This window comes from Serratia sp. PL7, from assembly GCF_945957435.1.
Genome location: NZ_CAMFLB010000045.1, coordinates 1 through 18270, shown reverse-complemented (window position 1 = coordinate 18270; position 18270 = coordinate 1). Strand labels below are relative to the sequence as shown.

General features: G+C 54.8%; 14 protein-coding genes. 3 read left to right on the top strand and 11 right to left on the bottom strand.

Annotation, left to right across the window (positions count from 1 at the left end):
- The 3 genes from N6G83_RS52100 to N6G83_RS52085 all read left to right on the top strand — a co-directional run bounded on the left by N6G83_RS52100 (position 1) and on the right by N6G83_RS52085 (position 3433).
- Positions 1–780, top strand: coding sequence for a thiazole synthase (locus tag N6G83_RS52100; RefSeq protein ID WP_025304945.1), 780 nt, complete (start codon positions 1–3; stop codon positions 778–780).
- Positions 780–1913, top strand: coding sequence for a 2-iminoacetate synthase ThiH (gene thiH, locus N6G83_RS52095; RefSeq protein ID WP_025304944.1), 1134 nt, complete (start codon positions 780–782; stop codon positions 1911–1913). The genes N6G83_RS52100 and thiH overlap by 1 nt, the downstream gene beginning before the upstream one ends.
- 824 nt (positions 1914–2737) lie before the next feature.
- Positions 2738–3433: a response regulator gene (locus N6G83_RS52085; RefSeq protein WP_049206075.1), complete on the top strand. Its 696-nt coding sequence runs from the start codon at positions 2738–2740 to the stop codon at positions 3431–3433.
- Here N6G83_RS52085 and N6G83_RS52080 read toward each other — a convergent pair.
- The 11 genes from N6G83_RS52080 to secE all read right to left on the bottom strand — a co-directional run bounded on the left by N6G83_RS52080 (position 3419) and on the right by secE (position 17974).
- A complete protein-coding gene (locus N6G83_RS52080) occupies positions 3419–4693 on the bottom strand; it encodes a sensor histidine kinase (protein ID WP_025304942.1) in 1275 nt (424 codons plus the stop codon). The two genes, N6G83_RS52085 and N6G83_RS52080, sit on opposite strands and share 15 nt — an antisense overlap.
- A 1-nt stretch (position 4694) precedes the next feature.
- Positions 4695–5159, bottom strand: coding sequence for an oxidoreductase (locus N6G83_RS52075; RefSeq protein WP_025304941.1), 465 nt, complete (start codon positions 5157–5159; stop codon positions 4695–4697).
- Positions 5159–5605 (bottom strand): GNAT family N-acetyltransferase, encoded by a 447-nt coding sequence (locus N6G83_RS52070; protein ID WP_025304940.1) that lies wholly within the window; start codon positions 5603–5605, stop codon positions 5159–5161. Before N6G83_RS52070 ends, N6G83_RS52075 begins: the two co-directional genes overlap by 1 nt.
- 168 nt (positions 5606–5773) lie before the next feature.
- Positions 5774–9997 (bottom strand): DNA-directed RNA polymerase subunit beta', encoded by a 4224-nt coding sequence (gene rpoC / locus N6G83_RS52065; protein WP_025304939.1) that lies wholly within the window; start codon positions 9995–9997, stop codon positions 5774–5776.
- A gap of 118 nt (positions 9998–10115) precedes the next feature.
- A complete protein-coding gene (gene rpoB, locus N6G83_RS52060) occupies positions 10116–14144 on the bottom strand; it encodes a DNA-directed RNA polymerase subunit beta (RefSeq protein ID WP_025304938.1) in 4029 nt (1342 codons plus the stop codon).
- 332 nt (positions 14145–14476) lie between these two features.
- Positions 14477–14842: a 50S ribosomal protein L7/L12 gene (gene rplL / locus N6G83_RS52055; protein ID WP_004929903.1), complete on the bottom strand. Its 366-nt coding sequence runs from the start codon at positions 14840–14842 to the stop codon at positions 14477–14479.
- Positions 14843–14905: 63 nt separating this feature from the next.
- The gene (gene rplJ, locus N6G83_RS52050) at positions 14906–15403 is read right to left on the bottom strand and encodes a 50S ribosomal protein L10 (RefSeq protein ID WP_004929905.1); all 498 of its coding nucleotides are present in this window, start codon (positions 15401–15403) and stop codon (positions 14906–14908) included.
- Between the two features lie 338 nt (positions 15404–15741).
- Complete coding sequence (gene rplA / locus N6G83_RS52045) at positions 15742–16446, bottom strand: 50S ribosomal protein L1 (RefSeq protein ID WP_019456443.1); 705 nt, start codon at positions 16444–16446, stop codon at positions 15742–15744.
- A gap of 3 nt (positions 16447–16449) precedes the next feature.
- Positions 16450–16878, bottom strand: a complete 429-nt coding sequence (gene rplK, locus N6G83_RS52040) for a 50S ribosomal protein L11 (RefSeq protein WP_015376316.1) — start codon at positions 16876–16878, stop codon at positions 16450–16452.
- Positions 16879–17043: 165 nt separating this feature from the next.
- On the bottom strand, positions 17044–17589 hold the full coding sequence (nusG, locus tag N6G83_RS52035) for a transcription termination/antitermination protein NusG (protein ID WP_004929914.1): 546 nt from the start codon (positions 17587–17589) through the stop codon (positions 17044–17046).
- Between the two features lies 1 nt (position 17590).
- On the bottom strand, positions 17591–17974 hold the full coding sequence (secE, locus tag N6G83_RS52030; RefSeq protein WP_004929916.1) for a preprotein translocase subunit SecE: 384 nt from the start codon (positions 17972–17974) through the stop codon (positions 17591–17593).
- Positions 17975–18270 lie beyond the last annotated feature (296 nt).

The window sequence follows — 18270 nt, the reverse complement described above, 5'->3', positions numbered from 1 at the left end:
ATGCTGAAAATCGCCGATACCACTTTTACCTCGCGCCTGTTCACCGGCACCGGCAAGTTCGCCACCCCGGCGTTGATGCTGGAGGCACTGGCGGCCTCCGGCTCTCAGCTGGTGACCATGGCCATGAAGCGCGTCGATCTGCGCGGCGGCAACGACGCCATTTTGGCACCGCTGCAGCAGTTGGGCGTCAGGCTGTTGCCCAACACCTCCGGCGCCAAAACGGCCGCCGAGGCGGTGTTCGCCGCCCGGCTGGCGCGTGAAGCGCTCGGCACCCACTGGGTGAAGCTGGAGATCCATCCCGATGTGAAATACCTGCTGCCTGATCCGATAGAAACGCTGAAAGCGGCGGAAACGCTGGTGAAAGACGGTTTTGTGGTGCTGCCCTACTGCGGCGCCGATCCGGTGCTGTGCAAACGGCTGGAAGAGGTGGGCTGTGCGGCGGTGATGCCGCTCGGTGCGCCTATCGGCTCCAACCGCGGTCTGCGCACCCGTGACTTCCTCGAAATCATCATCGAGCAAGCCAAGGTGCCGGTGGTGGTAGACGCCGGCATCGGCGCGCCAAGCCACGCGCTGGCGGCGATGGAGCTGGGTGCCGACGCGGTGCTGGTGAATACCGCCATTGCCGTGGCGCGCGATCCGGTGCAGATGGCGCGGGCGTTTCGCCTGGCGCTGGAGGCCGGCGAGCTGGCACGCAGCGCCGGATTAGGCTCCAGCCAGCGCGGCGCGGTCGCGTCCAGCCCGCTGACCGCTTTTCTCAGCCAGCCAGAGGAGGCGCAATGATGGCCGACGATTTCAGTAGCCGCTGGCAACAGCTGGATTGGGACGACATTACGCTGCGCATCAACGGCAAAACTACGCGCGACGTGGAGCACGCGTTGAACGCCGACAAGCTGACGCGCGACGACTTTATGGCGCTGATCTCCCCCGCCGCCGCGCCGTATCTGGAACCGCTGGCGCAGCGCGCACAGCAGCTGACCCGCCAGCGGTTCGGTAACGTCGTCGGCTTCTATGTGCCGCTGTATCTCTCTAACCTGTGCGCCAACGACTGCACCTACTGCGGCTTTTCGATGAGCAACCGCATCAAGCGCAAAACGCTGGATGCGGCGGAGATCGCACGCGAGTGCGAAGCCATCAAGGCGCTGGGGTTCGAACATCTGTTGCTGGTCACCGGCGAACATCAGACCAAGGTTGGCATGGACTATTTCCGCCAGCACATTCCGGCGATCCGCCGGCACTTCAGCTCGCTGATGATGGAAGTGCAGCCGCTGGCGCAGGAGGAATACGCCGAACTGAAAACGCTGGGCCTGGACGGCGTGCTGGTGTACCAGGAAACCTACCATCCGGCCACCTATCTGCAGCACCACCTGCGCGGCCAGAAGCAGGATTTCCATTGGCGCCTGGCCACGCCGGATCGCCTGGGGCGCGCCGGGATCGATAAGATCGGCCTCGGCGCATTGATCGGTCTGTCCAACAGTTGGCGCACCGACTGCTACCTGCTGGCGGAACATCTGTTCTACCTGCAGCAAACCTACTGGCAGAGCCGCTACTCGATCTCGTTCCCGCGTCTGCGCCCCTGCGCCGGTGGCATTGAACCGGCGTCGATCATGAGCGAGCCTCAACTGGTGCAGCTGATCTGCGCCTTCCGGCTGTTCGCGCCAGACGTTGAGCTGTCGCTGTCTACCCGGGAGTCGCCTTACTTCCGCGATCATATGATCCCGGTGGCGATCAACAGCGTCAGCGCCGGATCCAAGACGCAGCCCGGCGGCTATGCCGATGACGTACCGCCGGAGCTGGAACAGTTCGAACCGCACGACGGCCGCACGCCGCAGCAGGTCGCCGAGGCCATCAGCCACGCCGGGCTGCAGCCGGTGTGGAAAGACTGGGACGGTTATCTGGGACGCGGCGCGCAATAAACAGCAACGTTTGCCGCCGTGTGAAGAAAACGCTGGAGCGGCCGCGCAATGCCGAACGGCAGCGCTGGCGCCGGCAAATGCGCCGACTATAGTGGCCTTGCCGACCGCCAAACCCGGCGTCGGCCGGGGCCGTCACCCTCTCGATGGCCCCGCCTTATCCCATCCCGGATCGCGCCGGAGATCCTCTTGCGCGACTCCGGCCCTCGTCCGCGGCAACGCGCATATGCCGTATCGCGGCCTGTAAGGGCGTACGGGTAGGTTGTCTTGTCGGTTAATGGGCTGTCAGAAAGATACGATATCTGCGTTCGGTATTCACTTAGGAGTGATATTCATAGGGCGCTATTGCGGCAGCACAGTGAGGAACGAGGAAAAAAGAAGATACAGCGACGAAGAGAGGTTCGAATGGTCATCCCCGGTGCAGCCAATAGCCCTGGTGTTGACCGCAGATCTTTTTTGCCGCCTGCTCCCTGCTTACGGACAAGAGCAGGCGGTTTATTTTGTGAGACAGGCACCCCCCCAGGACGCGAATCACACAGTATGTGCGCTAATTAACCACATAAACGATTAAATGTGAATGTCTTTTGAGTGTTTTTTTATTTAGTATCGAGTATGTTTTGAGTTTGCCAAAGGAAATCAAACTGATATCACCGCAACCACCGGGGCATCATCTATAATCCAGCACGGGTTCTCGCGCAGGTTTTTCAGCGCTCGCGGTCAACATCAAAAAAGCCAAGGTTGTCATGAAGAAAACGCCAAATTATATCGATGCAATCAGCGCGTTGCTCACTCTGAAAGGAGTTGGCGACAGAAAACATGCCTCCACGATGGCCAACATACTGAACCTTCAGTACAACAGCGCCAAACAAAAACTGGATGGCAAAAGGGGCATCACCCTCGATGAAATCAAAAAGGTTTTTCAGTATTTCAACGAACCGTTTGCCGGCCAAAGGACGCATAACGGCGTCTTTATCATGAACAGCATTCACAAGCGCTGCAACATTGAGGTCGACGAGCGCCCGGCCACGCAAGCAGACAGCGACGAAACCTACGCCTACAAAAAAGACGATCTTTTCATCATCAACACCAACCGGGAACATGCCGCCGATGCCCCGCTGTACAAAGTCAACAAGATAGACTTTCTGCCGGCTCCGCGTATCGCGATCCTGGACAATGACAGTGATATTCTCGAATTGTTGAAGAAGATCGCCTGCCGCTACGGCATCGAGACCGAGACCTTTCAAACGGCGGACGCCATGCTGGCCGCGCTGGAGCACCAGTCTTTTGAGGCGTTTATTTTGGACTGGCTGTTGGACTTCGGTGAGACTTCCGAACGCGTCGTGAAGAAAATTAAAGATGCCCTCGATCCGCATGCCCGCATCATCATTTTGACCGGCCAGCTGAATCACTACGAGAAAAACATCGGCGATATGATCCTGCACTATGACGTGCATCTGGTGGAAAAACCGACCAAACCGCTGATTATCTCTTCGCTGCTGCTGTCGAACTTATTCTTTAATTAGTTTGACCGGGATGCGGATCAAAAACGACGAGCCAACCCCTTCGACGGATTTGACCTTGATGGCGCCTTTCATCGTCGTGACGTAATTTTTGATAATGGTCAGCCCCAGCCCCAATCCCTGTCGCGTTTCCCTTTCCACCCCCTGATTGAACGCCTTATATAATCGTTCCAGATTATCGACGTTAAACCCGATGCCGGTGTCTTTTACCCATAAATACAGATTGCCGTGGCACACCTTCACATTGAGGATAATCGCACCGTGGTGAGTAAATTTGTCCGCGTTGCTGAGCAGATTGGCCAATATTCGGTAGAGCTTATATTTGTCGGAGCAAATCAAACCAACATAGGATGAACGACGCACCACGATGCGATTACCGCGCCCGGCGCTGATACTGGTCATGGCATCGTCCACCACCTCATTCAGACGGAAGGTGGATATATTCACTTTGACCTCCCCCATCTCTAGCCGCGAATAATCCATCACCTCGCGCGTTTGTTCGGTGATCTTATTGCCGTGATAGGAGATCAGGCGAGCTTCTTTTTTCAACTCTTCCTGCGCTAGCTCGTGCTCCATGATATCCGCAGCAATGACGATGGCCTGAGTCGAGCCGGCGATCTCGTGGTAGATGGAAGAGATAAAGATGTTCTTATTCTTGATGATCTCTTTTAACGAGAAGGCATTTCTCAGCACCAGGAACATCATCAGGAACACCAACATCAGCGAAAAGAGGGCAAACATCTCGGCTTTACTCGAGTTGTCCTGGATGATGCCTTTCACTTCGGTAAAGTTTTTAATCTGTATCCGATAAATAATTTCCTGGATATCGACCAGCGTGCCCTCGATATCATCCATATAAGAGAGAATATCCGCCTTGTTTTTCTGCCCCACCAGCAAGCCGGCGGAGAGATCGTCCAACGTGCGGTACTGCTGCTTCAGCAGCGCAACATTCTTGATGAACTCGTCGTCGTAATAAAAAGAGTCGCTGAAGGTCGAACGGCTCTCCAGGATCTGAATCTTCGAGTAAAAGATTTTCTTCTTGATCAGGAAAGCGTCGTAGTCGTTATTTTCACTGAGCAGCAGCGCGGTTTTGGTCCTTTCAAACGCCAGAAAGAGGATCTCGGCCACCGAGTAGTTGTCCAGATTGGGCTCGATCTGCTTATAGCGCTCTTTTACGCCACCGAAGTTAATAGCAATCAACAAAATCAATAAAGAGAAGATGGCAACCAACGCGATAAGAGTACCGATCAGTTTTTTGCTCATCTTATTTCATCTCCAACCGTTTAACTTGCCAGACGGTTTTCGCATTCACATCCAGGTTATTCAGCTCAGCGTAGCCATCGCGCGGATAAATAATGGCGAATGGCCCCAGCTCCCCCACGTCGATCGGCTTACCGCCGCGCAGATAGGCGACAATCACGCGGTATTTAATCATCTCGTCAATCGGCATCGAGTAGGAGTAATCGTCCCAGGCGAAAGCGCGCACCGACTGGCCTTTCAGATGATAGGCTTTCACCAGCTCAGCAAACTCAACGCCGGTAAACGTATCTTCCGGGGTGAAATTGGTCGAGGTTTTAATCGTGTGCGGCGGCATCGCCTCCAGCATCTGCCGGGTGATTTTGATCTTCTCGCCGTTGAGCGGTTTCAGATAAAAATAGTCAACGGCCGCATACAGCGGCGCGCTAAACAGCGAAAGCAGCAGTAACGTCATCAATCCTTTGATTTTCATCATTCACCCTCTTTGCGTTTCACCAATTCAGCCTGGCCAAATTCATCCTGCCCGACCACGACCCAGCCGTGACGTTGATAAAAGCCTTCGGCCTTGGAGCCGAGATCGGTGGTTAAGTGGATCGCTTCGGCGCCGTGCTCAAACATCCAGTGAGTGACCCGTGCCAGTAAGGCAGAACCGATCCCCTTAGACTGGTATTCCGGCTTCACGAACAGGCCGCCGATCAGCGGTTCAGGGATGAATAACCCGAAGCCAACGCCGGCATAGTCGTCGCCATACTTGCAGATCCAACCGCCGCCCTGGTTGATGTCCTCCAGCGCCTGTTTGCGCTGCAGATACTGGACCTGATGCGGATGCAGCAGGTTTTCTTCAACGGAAAAGCGGATCTCATACAGGTATGGCAGGTGTTGCGCCGTCAATTTTTCGAAGGTAATGAGGCTGTCCATGTTTCGCACTGTCCTTAATTGTCAGATAAAAAGCGCCGGTCAATTTCTGCTGGAACCATAGTAGCAAAGTTTGTCTTAACCCGGCACGAGGCGAAAAAAAACCGCCCCCGAAGGGGCGGTTTATCTGGCGATGGGCCCGGCGTACCGGGCCCGCGGCGCGGATGACGATTACTCGTCGTCGCTGCCGCCCAGGCCTGCGTTGAGCAGCTCGGCCAGGTTAGCCGTCGCTTCTTCCGCGCTGACTTGCGGAACAACCGGCGCTTCACCCTGAGCACGGCGACGCATACGATCCTGATGATAAGCGTAACCGGTACCGGCTGGGATCAGACGGCCCACGATAACGTTCTCTTTCAGGCCACGCAGTTCATCACGCTTGCCGGCTACGGCAGCTTCGGTCAGAACGCGCGTCGTTTCCTGGAACGATGCAGCGGAGATGAAGGACTCGGTCGCCAAGGAAGCCTTGGTGATACCCAGCAGATCGCGCGAGAAGGTTGCCGCGATTTTACCTTCAGCTTCCAGCTGACGGTTGGCAATCTTGACGCGAGACACTTCAGCCTGCTCGCCTTCCAGGAACTCGGAGCCACCAGCGCTAACGATGGTGCCTTTACGCAGCATCTGACGAACGATAACTTCGATGTGCTTATCGTTAATCTTAACGCCTTGCAGACGGTAAACTTCCTGCACTTCGTTGGTGATGTAGCGGGTAACCGCATGCACGCCACGCAGACGCAGAATGTCGTGCGGAGACTCTGGGCCGTCGGAAACGACGTCACCACGTTCCACCACTTCGCCTTCGAACACGTTGAGCTGACGCCATTTCGGGATCATCTCTTCGTAAGCGTCGCTGCCGTCCAGCGGAGAGATCACCAGGCGACGTTTGCCTTTGGTCTCTTTACCGAACGAGATAATCCCGCTGATTTCAGCCAGGATTGCCGGCTCTTTCGGACGACGTGCTTCGAACAGGTCGGCAACGCGCGGCAGACCACCGGTAATATCCTTGGTACCGCCGGATTCCTGAGGAATACGCGCCAGGGTATCACCCGCACCGATCTGAATGCCGTCTTCCAGCTGAACGATCGCTTTGCCCGGCAGGAAGTATTGAGCAGGCATATCAGTACCTGGGATCAATACGTCTTCGCCCTGAGCGTCAACGATTTTCAGTGCCGGACGCAGGTCTTTACCGCTACCGGTACGCTCTGCGCTGTCCAGTACGACCAGAGAAGACAAACCGGTCAGTTCGTCGGTCTGGCGAGTAATGGTCTGGCCGTCAACCATATCCGCGAAGCGAATGAAGCCGCTGACTTCACTGATGACCGGCATGGTGTGCGGATCCCAGTTAGCAACGGTTTCGCCGCCGTTAACTTCTTCACCGTCGCCTTTACCCATCACGGCGCCGTAAGGCACCTTGTAGCTTTCTTTGGTACGGCCGAATTCGTCGATCAGTTTCAGTTCGGTGTTACGCGAGGTGATCACCAGCTTGCCCGCGGCGTTCATAACGAACTTCACGTTGCTCAGCTTGAGGCTACCCTTGTTTTTCACCTGGATGCTGGATTCAGCAGCCGCACGAGATGCCGCACCACCGATGTGGAACGTACGCATCGTCAGCTGTGTACCCGGCTCACCGATGGACTGTGCCGCGATAACGCCGATGGCTTCACCTTTGTTGATGATGTGGCCACGTGCCAGGTCGCGACCGTAGCAGTTTGCACACACACCAAAGTCGGTTTCACAGCTCACTACGGAACGGACTTTAACGCTGTCGACAGAATTCTCTTCCAACAGGTCACACGCCTTCTCGTTCAGCAGGGTGTTGCGTGGCACCAGAATGTCCGCCGTACCCGGCTTGAGGACGTCTTCTGCCGTCACACGGCCCAGAACGCGTTCACGCAGCGGCTCTTTCACGTCGCCACCTTCGATAACCGGAGTCATCAGGATGCCGTCGTGGGTGCCACAGTCGTCTTCGGTCACAACCAGATCCTGCGCCACGTCAACCAGACGACGGGTCAGATAACCGGAGTTCGCGGTTTTCAGTGCGGTATCCGCCAGACCTTTACGAGCACCGTGGGTGGAGATGAAGTACTGGAGTACGTTCAGACCTTCACGGAAGTTCGCGGTGATTGGCGTTTCGATGATGGAGCCGTCCGGCTTCGCCATCAGGCCACGCATACCGGCCAGCTGACGAATCTGAGCGGCGGAACCACGCGCACCGGAGTCGGCCATCATAAAGATGCTGTTGAAGGAAACTTGCTGTTCCACTTCGCCGTCACGGTTAACCACGTCTTCTACCGACAGGTTTTCCATCATCGCTTTCGCAACGCGTTCGTTCGCTGCAGCCCAGATATCGATCACTTTGTTGTAGCGTTCGCCGGCGGTAACCAGACCAGACTGGAACTGCTCCTGGATCTCGGCAACTTCGGTTTCCGCTTCTTCGATGATCTCCGCTTTCTTGGCCGGGATAACCATGTCGTCGATACCTACGGAAGCGCCTGAACGGGCTGCGTAAGCAAAACCGGTGTACATGATCTGGTCAGCAAAGATAACGGTCGGCTTCAGGCCCAGGATGCGGTAACAGGTGTTCAGCATCTTGGAGATCGCTTTCTTGCCCAAAGGCTGGTTAACGATCGAGTACGGCAGACCTTTCGGTACGATCATCCACAGGATGGCGCGGCCGATGGTGGTGTCGATGATGCTGGTCTGAGAAGTCCATTCGCCTTCGGCGTTTTTGACGTCTTCGGTGATACGCACTTTAACGCGCGCATGCAGAGACGCCAGGCCGGCGCGGTAAACACGCTCAGCTTCTTTGGAACCGTTCAGCACCATGCCTTCGCCCTTGGCGTTAACACAGTCGCGGGTCATGTAGTACAGACCCAGTACAACGTCCTGAGAAGGAACGATGATTGGCTCGCCGTTCGCTGGGGACAGGATGTTGTTGGTAGACATCATCAGCGCACGCGCTTCCAGCTGGGCTTCCAGCGTCAGCGGTACGTGAACAGCCATCTGGTCACCATCGAAGTCGGCGTTATAGGCCGCACAAACCAGTGGGTGCAGCTGGATCGCTTTACCTTCGATCAGAACCGGTTCAAACGCCTGGATACCCAAACGGTGCAGGGTTGGTGCACGGTTCAGCAGTACCGGGTGTTCGCGGATCACTTCGTCCAGGATATCCCAAACGACGGCTTCTTCACGCTCAACCATTTTCTTGGCGGCTTTGATGGTGGTGGCCAGGCCACGCAGCTCCAACTTGCCGTAGATGAACGGTTTGAACAGCTCCAGCGCCATCTTTTTAGGCAGACCGCACTGATGCAGACGCAGGTATGGACCTACGGTGATTACGGAACGGCCGGAGTAGTCAACGCGTTTACCGAGCAGGTTCTGACGGAAACGACCCTGCTTACCTTTGATCATGTCGGCCAAAGATTTCAGAGGACGTTTGTTGGAACCGGTGATGGCACGACCGCGACGGCCGTTATCCAGCAGGGCGTCTACCGCTTCTTGCAGCATACGCTTTTCGTTGCGCACGATGATGTCAGGCGCAGCCAGATCCAGCAGGCGTTTCAGACGGTTGTTACGGTTGATCACGCGGCGATACAGATCGTTCAGATCCGAGGTCGCGAAACGACCGCCATCCAGCGGAACCAGCGGGCGCAGATCCGGCGGCAGTACCGGCAGCACGGTCAGGATCATCCACTCCGGCTTGTTACCGGACTGTACGAACGCTTCCAGCAGCTTGATACGCTTGGTCAGCTTCTTGCGCTTGGTTTCGGAGTTGGTTTCGTTAAGCTCTTCACGCAGCTGCTCGCACTCGGCTTCCAGATCCATGTTTTTCAACAGGGCCTGAATAGCTTCCGCACCCATCTTGGCGTCGAATTCGTCACCGAACTCTTCCAGCGCGTCCAGATACTGCTCTTCGGTCAGGATCTGACGACGCTCGAGGTTGGTCATACCGCCTTCGACCACCACATAGGATTCGAAGTACAGTACGCGTTCGATATCACGCAGCGGCATATCCAGCAGCAAACCGATGCGGGATGGCAGCGATTTCAGGAACCAGATGTGCGCGGTCGGCGAAGCCAGCTCGATGTGGCCCATGCGCTCACGACGCACTTTGGTCTGGGTCACTTCAACGCCGCACTTCTCACAGATCACGCCGCGGTGTTTCAAGCGCTTGTACTTACCGCACAGGCACTCGTAATCTTTTACCGGCCCGAAGATACGGGCGCAGAAAAGGCCGTCACGTTCTGGTTTGAACGTACGGTAGTTAATGGTTTCCGGCTTCTTAACTTCACCGAACGACCACGAACGGATCATGTCTGGCGAGGCCAGAGCAATCTTGATCGCATCAAACTCTTCGGTCTTAGTTTGCGCTTTCAGAAACTTCAATAAGTCTTTCACGGATTGGCTCCTGTCGGAGTTAAACCTGTTGGGTACCCACAACCGCAGTAGGTACCCGTGTGACCTGAACAACCACCCTCAGGCTCCCTTAGGCGGGGAGCCTGAGCCGGAATGACGATTACTCGTCTTCCAGTTCGATGTTGATGCCGAGCGAGCGGATTTCTTTCAACAGTACGTTGAAGGATTCCGGCATGCCTGGCTCCATCCGGTGGTCGCCATCCACGATGTTTTTGTACATCTTGGTACGGCCGTTAACGTCATCCGACTTAACGGTGAGCATTTCCTGCAGGGTATAAGCCGCGCCGTATGCTTCCAGTGCCCACACTTCCATCTCACCGAAGCGTTGACCACCGAACTGCGCTTTACCACCCAGAGGTTGCTGAGTAACCAAGCTGTAAGAACCGGTTGAACGGGCGTGCATTTTATCGTCAACCAAGTGGTTCAGTTTCAGCATGTACATATAGCCAACAGTAACCTGGCGCTCGAATTGCTCACCGGTACGGCCATCGAACAGCGTGATCTGACCGGAGGTCGGGATACCACCCATTTCCAGCAGCTTCTTGATTTCAGTCTCTTTCGCACCGTCAAACACCGGCGTTGCGATCGGCATACCTTTTTTCAGGTTCTCTGCCAGACGCAGCACTTCGTCGTCGCTGAAGGTGTTCAGGTCAACTTTCTGGCAAACGTCGTCGCCCAGATCGTAGGCCTTCTGGATGAACTCACGCAGTTTGGCCACTTCCTGCTGCTGCTTCAGCATCTGGTTGATCTTCTCACCGATGCCTTTCGCAGCCATACCCAGGTGGGTTTCCAGGATCTGACCGATGTTCATACGTGATGGTACGCCCAGCGGGTTCAGTACGATGTCTACCGGCGTGCCGTTTTCATCGTAAGGCATATCTTCGATCGGGTTGATCTTGGAGATAACACCCTTGTTACCGTGGCGGCCCGCCATCTTGTCACCCGGTTGGATCTGACGTTTAACGGCCAGATAAACCTTGACGATTTTCAGCACGCCCGGCGCCAGATCGTCGCCCTGAGTGATCTTACGACGCTTGGCTTCCAGCTTCTTCTCGAAGTCGGATTTCAGTTCGTCGTACTGCTCGGCCAGCTGTTCCAGCTGGTTTTGCTTCTCTTCGTCGGTCAGGCCCAGTTCCAGCCAGCGATCGCGCGGCAGCTTGCTCAGCTTGTCGGCTTCGATGCCACCGGCAACCAGCACCGCGTGGATACGTGCAAACAGGCCGGCTTCCAGGATCTGCAGTTCTTCCGTCAGGTCTTTCTTCGCCTGCTTCAGCTGCATCTCTTCGATTTCCAACGCGCGCTTGTCTTTTTCCACGCCATCACGGGTGAAGACCTGCACGTCGATAACCGTACCGGAAACGCCGTTCGGCACACGCAGAGAAGAGTCTTTAACGTCAGACGCTTTCTCACCGAAGATCGCACGCAGCAGTTTCTCTTCCGGCGTCAGCTGGGTTTCGCCTTTAGGCGTTACCTTACCGACCAGGATGTCACCGCCGGTCACTTCAGCACCGATATACACGATACCGGATTCATCCAGCTTGGAGAGCGCAGCTTCACCCACGTTAGGGATGTCGGCGGTGATCTCTTCAGGCCCCAGCTTGGTGTCGCGAGACACGCACGCCAGTTCCTGGATGTGGATGGTGGTGAAGCGATCTTCCTGCACCACGCGCTCGGAGACCAAGATGGAGTCTTCGAAGTTGTAGCCGTTCCAAGGCATGAACGCTACGCGCATGTTCTGGCCCAGTGCCAGTTCGCCCAGGTCTGTCGATGGGCCATCCGCCAGCACGTCACCGCGCTCGATTGGCTCACCCAGACTCACACACGGCATCTGGTTGATGCAGGTGTTCTGGTTAGAACGGGTGTACTTGGTCAGGTTGTAAATATCGATACCTGCTTCGCCCGGGTACATCTCGTCTTCGTTAACTTTGATAACGATACGGGAAGCATCCACGTACTGGATCACACCGCCGCGTTTGGCAACGGCGGTTACGCCGGAGTCAACCGCTACAGCACGTTCCATACCGGTACCGACCAGCGGCTTGTCAGCGCGCAGGGTTGGTACGGCCTGACGTTGCATGTTCGCACCCATCAATGCACGGTTGGCGTCATCGTGTTCCAGGAATGGAATCAGTGAAGCACCAACGGAAACGACCTGCTGGGTGGATACGTCCATGTAGTCAACCTGGTCGCGGCTGAACAGGCTTGATTCGCCTTTGCTGCGGCAGGTGACCAGGTCTTCTACGAAGCGGCCTTCTTCATCCAGGTTGGAGTTCGCCTGGGCGATAACGAAGTTGCCTTCTTCAATAGCAGACAGGTAGTTGATTTCATCGGTCACCACGCCGTCACGCACGCGGCGGTACGGGGTTTCCAGGAAGCCATACTCGTTAGTCTGTGCGTACACGGACAGGGAGTTGATCAGACCGATGTTTGGACCTTCCGGCGTTTCGATTGGGCACACGCGGCCGTAGTGGGTCGGGTGTACGTCTCGAACTTCAAAGCCGGCGCGCTCACGGGTCAGACCGCCCGGGCCCAGTGCGGAGATACGACGCTTGTGCGTGATCTCGGACAGCGGGTTGTTCTGGTCCATGAACTGGGACAGCTGGCTGGAACCGAAGAACTCTTTCACCGCCGCCGAAATCGGCTTGGCGTTGATCATGTCCTGAGGCATCAGGGTATCCAGATCGCCCAGAGACAGACGCTCTTTCACCGCACGCTCAACACGCACCAGACCTACGCGGAACTGGTTCTCGGCCATTTCGCCGACGGAGCGGATACGACGGTTGCCCAAGTGGTCGATGTCGTCCACTTCGCCCTTGCCGTTACGGATATCGATGAGCTTCTTCATCACTTCGATGATGTCGTCTTTGCTCAGGATGCCCGAACCTTCGATCTCGTCGCGCAGCAGAGAACGGTTGAACTTCATGCGACCAACCGCGGACAGATCGTAGCGGTCTTCGGAGAAGAACAGGTTCTCGAACAGGCTTTCGGCAGCTTCGCGCGTTGGCGGCTCACCAGGGCGCATCATGCGGTAGATTTCTACCAGCGAGCTCAGACGATCGTTGGTCGGATCGACACGCAGCGTTTCAGAGATGTACGCGCCGTGATCCAGATCGTTGGTGAACAGCGTTTCGATGCGCTTGTGGCCAGACTGGCTCAGTTTGGCCAGCAGATCCAGCGACAGCTCCATGTTGGCTGCGCAGATCAGTTCGCCGGTATTGGTATCGATATAGTCTTTCGCGACCACTTTGCCCGCGATGTACTCTACCGGTACTTCAATGCTCTGAATGTCGTCTTTTTCCAGCTGACGGATATGACGGGCGGTGATACGACGGCCTTTCTCTACGTAGATCTTGCCGTTGGCTTCGATATCGAACGAAGCGGTCTCACCACGCAGGCGCTCTGGCACCAGCTCCATCTGCAGCTTATTGTCGCGGATTTCGAAGACGATCTTGTCAAAGAACAGGTCGAGGATCTGTTCAGTGGTGTAGTTCAGCGCGCGCAGAATGATGGTCGCAGGCAGTTTGCGGCGACGGTCAATACGCACGAACAGGTTGTCTTTCGGATCGAACTCGAAGTCCAACCATGAACCGCGGTAAGGGATGATGCGTGCGTTGTACAGCACTTTACCCGAAGAGTGGGTTTTACCCTTATCGCTGTCGAAGAATACGCCAGGACTACGGTGCAACTGAGATACGATAACCCTCTCAGTACCGTTGATCACAAAGGTGCCGTTTTCGGTCATGAGCGGAATTTCGCCCATGTAGACTTCTTGTTCCTTGATGTCTTTGACCGTACCTTCAGGCGCTTCGCGCTCATAGATAACCAGGCGCAGTTTTACGCGCAGCGGTGCAGAGAACGTCACACCACGGATCTGGCACTCTTTGACGTCGAAGACCGGCTCACCAAGACGGTAGCTAACGTATTGCAGCTCCGAATTGCCACTGTAGCTCTGGATAGGGAAAACAGAACGGAATGCGGCTTCAAGGCCGTACTGCCCTTCTGGATCTTGCTCGATAAACTTCTGGAACGAGTCAAGCTGGATAGAAAGGAGATATGGTATGTCCAGCACTTGTGGACGTTTACCAAAATCCTTACGAATACGTTTTTTCTCGGTATAGGAGTAAACCATAGGGTTCCTCAGCTCGCTGATCAGTGACCCAATCTGTCCGTCCGATTAGGGACAGTTCATGCAACACCGTTTTGTCGACCGGAAAGCGGGAACACTTTCCGCAATGTCTCTTGCTATCACGCTTAAACCATTTCATCGCGTCTTCCCCCAGAACTCCTGGTAGTGCAAAGACCGCGGTATATTAAGTCGTCAACAGAAACAAACATTGGGAGGCGAAACCAGCAGCCAAACAGTGTGAAACGCTACTGGCGCCCTACAGCGCAAAAAGGCTGGTGACTAAAAAGTCACCAGCCATCAGCCTAAAAGACTAGGCTGCAACCGGAAAGGTTGGCTTATTTAACTTCAACTTCTGCGCCAGCTTCTTCCAGAGATTTTTTCAGAGCTTCTGCGTCATCTTTGCTCACGCCTTCTTTCAGAGCGGCTGGAGCAGATTCAACCAGGTCTTTAGCTTCTTTCAGACCCAGGCCGGTAGCGCCACGTACTGCTTTGATAACAGCAACTTTGTTAGCGCCTGCAGCTTTCAGGATAACGTCGAATTCAGTTTTCTCTTCAGCAGCTTCAGCTGGGCCAGCAGCTACAGCTACAGCAGCAGCAGCAGAAACGCCGAATTTTTCTTCCATAGCGGAAACCAGTTCAACAACGTCCATTACGGACATAGCGGCAACTGCTTCCAGGATTTGGTCTTTAGTGATAGACATAACAATTGTTCCTAAAATTCAGAAATAGTTTAAATACGTTAGCAAAGGCTAAGAAAGAGTGGCTTACGCCGCTTCTTTCTGATCGCGTACTGCAGCCAGAGTGCGAACCAGTTTGCCGGCAGCGGCTTCTTTCATGGTTGCCATCAGGCGTGCGATCGCTTCTTCGTAAGTTGGCAGCGTCGCCAGGCGGTCGATTTGCGCCGCTGGGATCAGCTCACCTTCAAAGGCCGCAGCTTTAACCTCGAATTTTGCATTCGCTTTCGCGAACTCTTTGAACAGACGAGCAGCAGCGCCCGGGTGTTCGTGAGAGAATGCAATCAAGGTTGGACCGACAAACGTGTCTTTCAGGCATTCGAATGGAGTGCCTTCAACTACGCGACGCATCAGGGTGTTGCGAACAACACGCATGTAAACGCCAGCTTCACGACCTGCTTTACGCAGTTCAGTCATTTTATCTACGGTAACGCCGCGGGAATCCGCAACAACCGCAGACAGCGCGCCTTTGGCTACTTCGCTGACTTCAGCAACAATCGCTTGTTTGTCTTGAAGATTTAATGCCATTAGCTTTTTGCTCCTGGATTAGCCGGGGAAAATCCCCCGGAACTCACTTCACTCGGCGCTTTGTAAAACGCCACGCCGAGCGGCTTAACACGGTGAGCAGAATCCAGCAAAGACATTCTTTTATAAAAAAGAAAAATTTTCTTAGGCTCTGTCACCGTCTACGCAGGAAGGATTAAGTATCTTGCGATACACCTGCGGTCTTGGACGGAGGCCTGGATAGGCCAGGCTCCAACCGAAAAATCTTTGTTTTGCCTACGGCATAGCCAGTAGCAAAACCTTGGGGCATAAGATTCTAGACAAATCTCGGCCCCAAGTCAAAGCGATAATCGCAAGTGCGATTAGTTCGCTGCAGCAGACAGACCGCTCTGATCGATAGCAACGCCAGCACCCATGGTGGTGGAGAGGCTAACTTTCTTGATGTACATGCCTTTCGCCTGAGAAGGTTTTGCTTTTTTCAGCGCAACCAGCAGGGCTTCCAGGTTTTCTTTCAGCTTGTCTGCGTCGAAATCAACCTTACCGATAGTGGTATGAATGATGCCGTTTTTGTCGTTACGGTAGCGAACCTGACCAGCTTTAGCGTTTTTCACTGCTTCAGCAACGTTCGGAGTAACGGTACCCACTTTCGGGTTTGGCATCAGGCCGCGTGGACCCAGGATCTGGCCCAGTTGACCTACAACGCGCATTGCATCCGGGGAAGCAATAACAACGTCGAAGTTCATTTCGCCTTTCTTGATCTGGTCAGCCAGATCGTCCATACCTACCAGCTCTGCGCCGGCAGCTTTCGCTGCTTCAGCGTTAGCGCCTTGGGCAAATACGGCAACGCGAACGGAACGACCGGTGCCGTGTGGCAGAACGGTAGCGCCACGAACGTTTTGGTCAGATTTACGAGCGTCGATGCCGAGGTTAACGGCAACGTCAACGCTTTCTACGAATTTAGCGGTGGCCAGCTCTTTCAGCAGAGCAACAGCTTCGGTGATGTCATACTGTTTAGTAGCATCAACTTTGTCACGGATCACGCGCATGCGCTTGGTCAGCTTAGCCATCTCTTAATCCTCCACTACCAGGCCCATGGAACGAGCGGTACCTTCGATGGAGCGAGTCATCGCTTCAACGTCAGAACCAGTCATGTCCGCAGCTTTGGTTTCTGCGATTTCACGTACCTGAGCACGGGTCACTTTACCTACTTTGTCTTTGTTCGGCTTACCGGAACCAGACTTGATACCAGCCGCTTTTTTCAGCAGAACTGCTGCTGGCGGGGTTTTGGTAACGAAAGTGAAGGAGCGATCAGAATAAACGGTAATAACAACCGGAATCGGCAGACCTTTCTCAACGCTGTCAGTTTTAGCGTTGAATGCCTTACAGAATTCCATGATGTTAACGCCTTGCTGACCCAGAGCTGGACCAACTGGCGGGCTCGGGTTAGCCATACCAGCTGCAACTTGCAGCTTAACGTAGGCTTGTACTTTCTTGGCCATTTAAATTTCCTCGGTTTGGGTAGTATCGCCTCGTGAGAGGCTCCCCGTGTTTAACCTCGCCAGACAGGCATCAGGCAAGGCATCTAAAAACAAAAGGCGCGAAATTGTAGTTCAATTTCGCGCCTTTGACAAGCGGCAACGGACCGCTTATTGCTGATTATTCGATCAGCCTTTTTCAACCTGGCTGAAGTCCAGTTCCACCGGCGTTGCACGGCCGAAGATGGAAACGGAAACTTTCAGGCGGCTCTTTTCGTAATCGACTTCTTCGACCACGCCGTTGAAATCGGCAAACGGGCCATCGTTGACGCGCACCAGCTCGCCCGGCTCGAACAGCGTCTTCGGACGCGGTTTGTCACCAACCTGCTGCAGGCGGTTCATGATCGCATCAACTTCTTTATCGCTGATAGGCGCAGGACGGTCAGACGTGCCGCCGATGAACCCCATGACACGCGGTACGCTGCGCACCAGGTGCCAGCTGGCGTCATTCATCACCATCTGCACCAGCACGTAGCCAGGGAAGAATTTACGCTCGCTCTTGCGACGCTGGCCACCACGGATTTCAACCACTTCTTCCGTAGGCACCATCACTTCGCCGAACAGCTCTTCCATATCGTGCAGTTTGATGTGTTCACGCAGCGATTGCGCTACGCGACCTTCAAAACCGGAAAACGCCTGAACGACGTACCAACGTTTTTTTGGAGCTTCAGACATTTTAGAACCTCAGGCCAGTAATAAACGACACCAGACGGACCAGAATACCATCCAGTCCCCACAGAATCAGTGACATCACGGCGGTTACCGCGGCAACGATCAACGTGGTGTGTAGCGTTTCCTGACGAGTTGGCCAAATCACTTTACGTACTTCGGTACGCGCTTCGCGGGCAAACGCAACGGTGGCTTTGCCTTTGGTGGTCATCAGAGCCACTGCACCTGCAACGGCGATGATCAGCACAACTGCCAGCGCGCGCAATGGCAGGCTTAAATCACGGTAGTAATAGTTACCGACAATAGCCACAACCAACAGAACGGCGACGATCAGCCACTTTGCCGCTTCCAGGCCGCGTCCGCTCCCTTGAGCCTCGGTATTCGCACTCATAAACCAACCTGTCACAATGATGATTCAGAACAAACAACTTTGCCTCGCATTGCGAGGCAAACCAAACCGATCGGATACCGCAATAGCAATATCCCGGTGTTTTACGCCATGACGTATTCAGTCAATACGGTTTAAGAGCCCATCTCACCAATGATTATGACTGCAAAATCGCTGATGAGATAGGTTCTAGTTCACAGCGTAGAAAAAGGGCATCAAATGATGCCCTTTTACCGCGTGTCGCGTCAAACTTTATCAGCGATTAAGCGATAACTTTAGCAACAACGCCTGCGCCAACG

Bases quoted from the DNA above. Each gene is read 5' to 3' on its own strand.
- N6G83_RS52100 (WP_025304945.1), top strand. From the start codon at position 1: ATGCTGAAAATCGCCGATACCACTTTTACCTCGCGCCTGTTCACCGGC.
- thiH (WP_025304944.1), top strand. From the start codon at position 780: ATGGCCGACGATTTCAGTAGCCGCTGGCAACAGCTGGATTGGGACGAC.
- N6G83_RS52085 (WP_049206075.1), top strand. From the start codon at position 2,738: ATGGCCAACATACTGAACCTTCAGTACAACAGCGCCAAACAAAAACTG.
- N6G83_RS52080 (WP_025304942.1), bottom strand. From the start codon at position 4,693: ATGAGCAAAAAACTGATCGGTACTCTTATCGCGTTGGTTGCCATCTTC.
- N6G83_RS52075 (WP_025304941.1), bottom strand. From the start codon at position 5,159: ATGAAAATCAAAGGATTGATGACGTTACTGCTGCTTTCGCTGTTTAGC.
- N6G83_RS52070 (WP_025304940.1), bottom strand. From the start codon at position 5,605: ATGGACAGCCTCATTACCTTCGAAAAATTGACGGCGCAACACCTGCCA.
- rpoB (WP_025304938.1), bottom strand. From the start codon at position 14,144: ATGGTTTACTCCTATACCGAGAAAAAACGTATTCGTAAGGATTTTGGT.
- rplL (WP_004929903.1), bottom strand. From the start codon at position 14,842: ATGTCTATCACTAAAGACCAAATCCTGGAAGCAGTTGCCGCTATGTCC.
- rplJ (WP_004929905.1), bottom strand. From the start codon at position 15,403: ATGGCATTAAATCTTCAAGACAAACAAGCGATTGTTGCTGAAGTCAGC.
- rplA (WP_019456443.1), bottom strand. From the start codon at position 16,446: ATGGCTAAGCTGACCAAGCGCATGCGCGTGATCCGTGACAAAGTTGAT.
- rplK (WP_015376316.1), bottom strand. From the start codon at position 16,878: ATGGCCAAGAAAGTACAAGCCTACGTTAAGCTGCAAGTTGCAGCTGGT.
- nusG (WP_004929914.1), bottom strand. From the start codon at position 17,589: ATGTCTGAAGCTCCAAAAAAACGTTGGTACGTCGTTCAGGCGTTTTCC.
- secE (WP_004929916.1), bottom strand. From the start codon at position 17,974: ATGAGTGCGAATACCGAGGCTCAAGGGAGCGGACGCGGCCTGGAAGCG.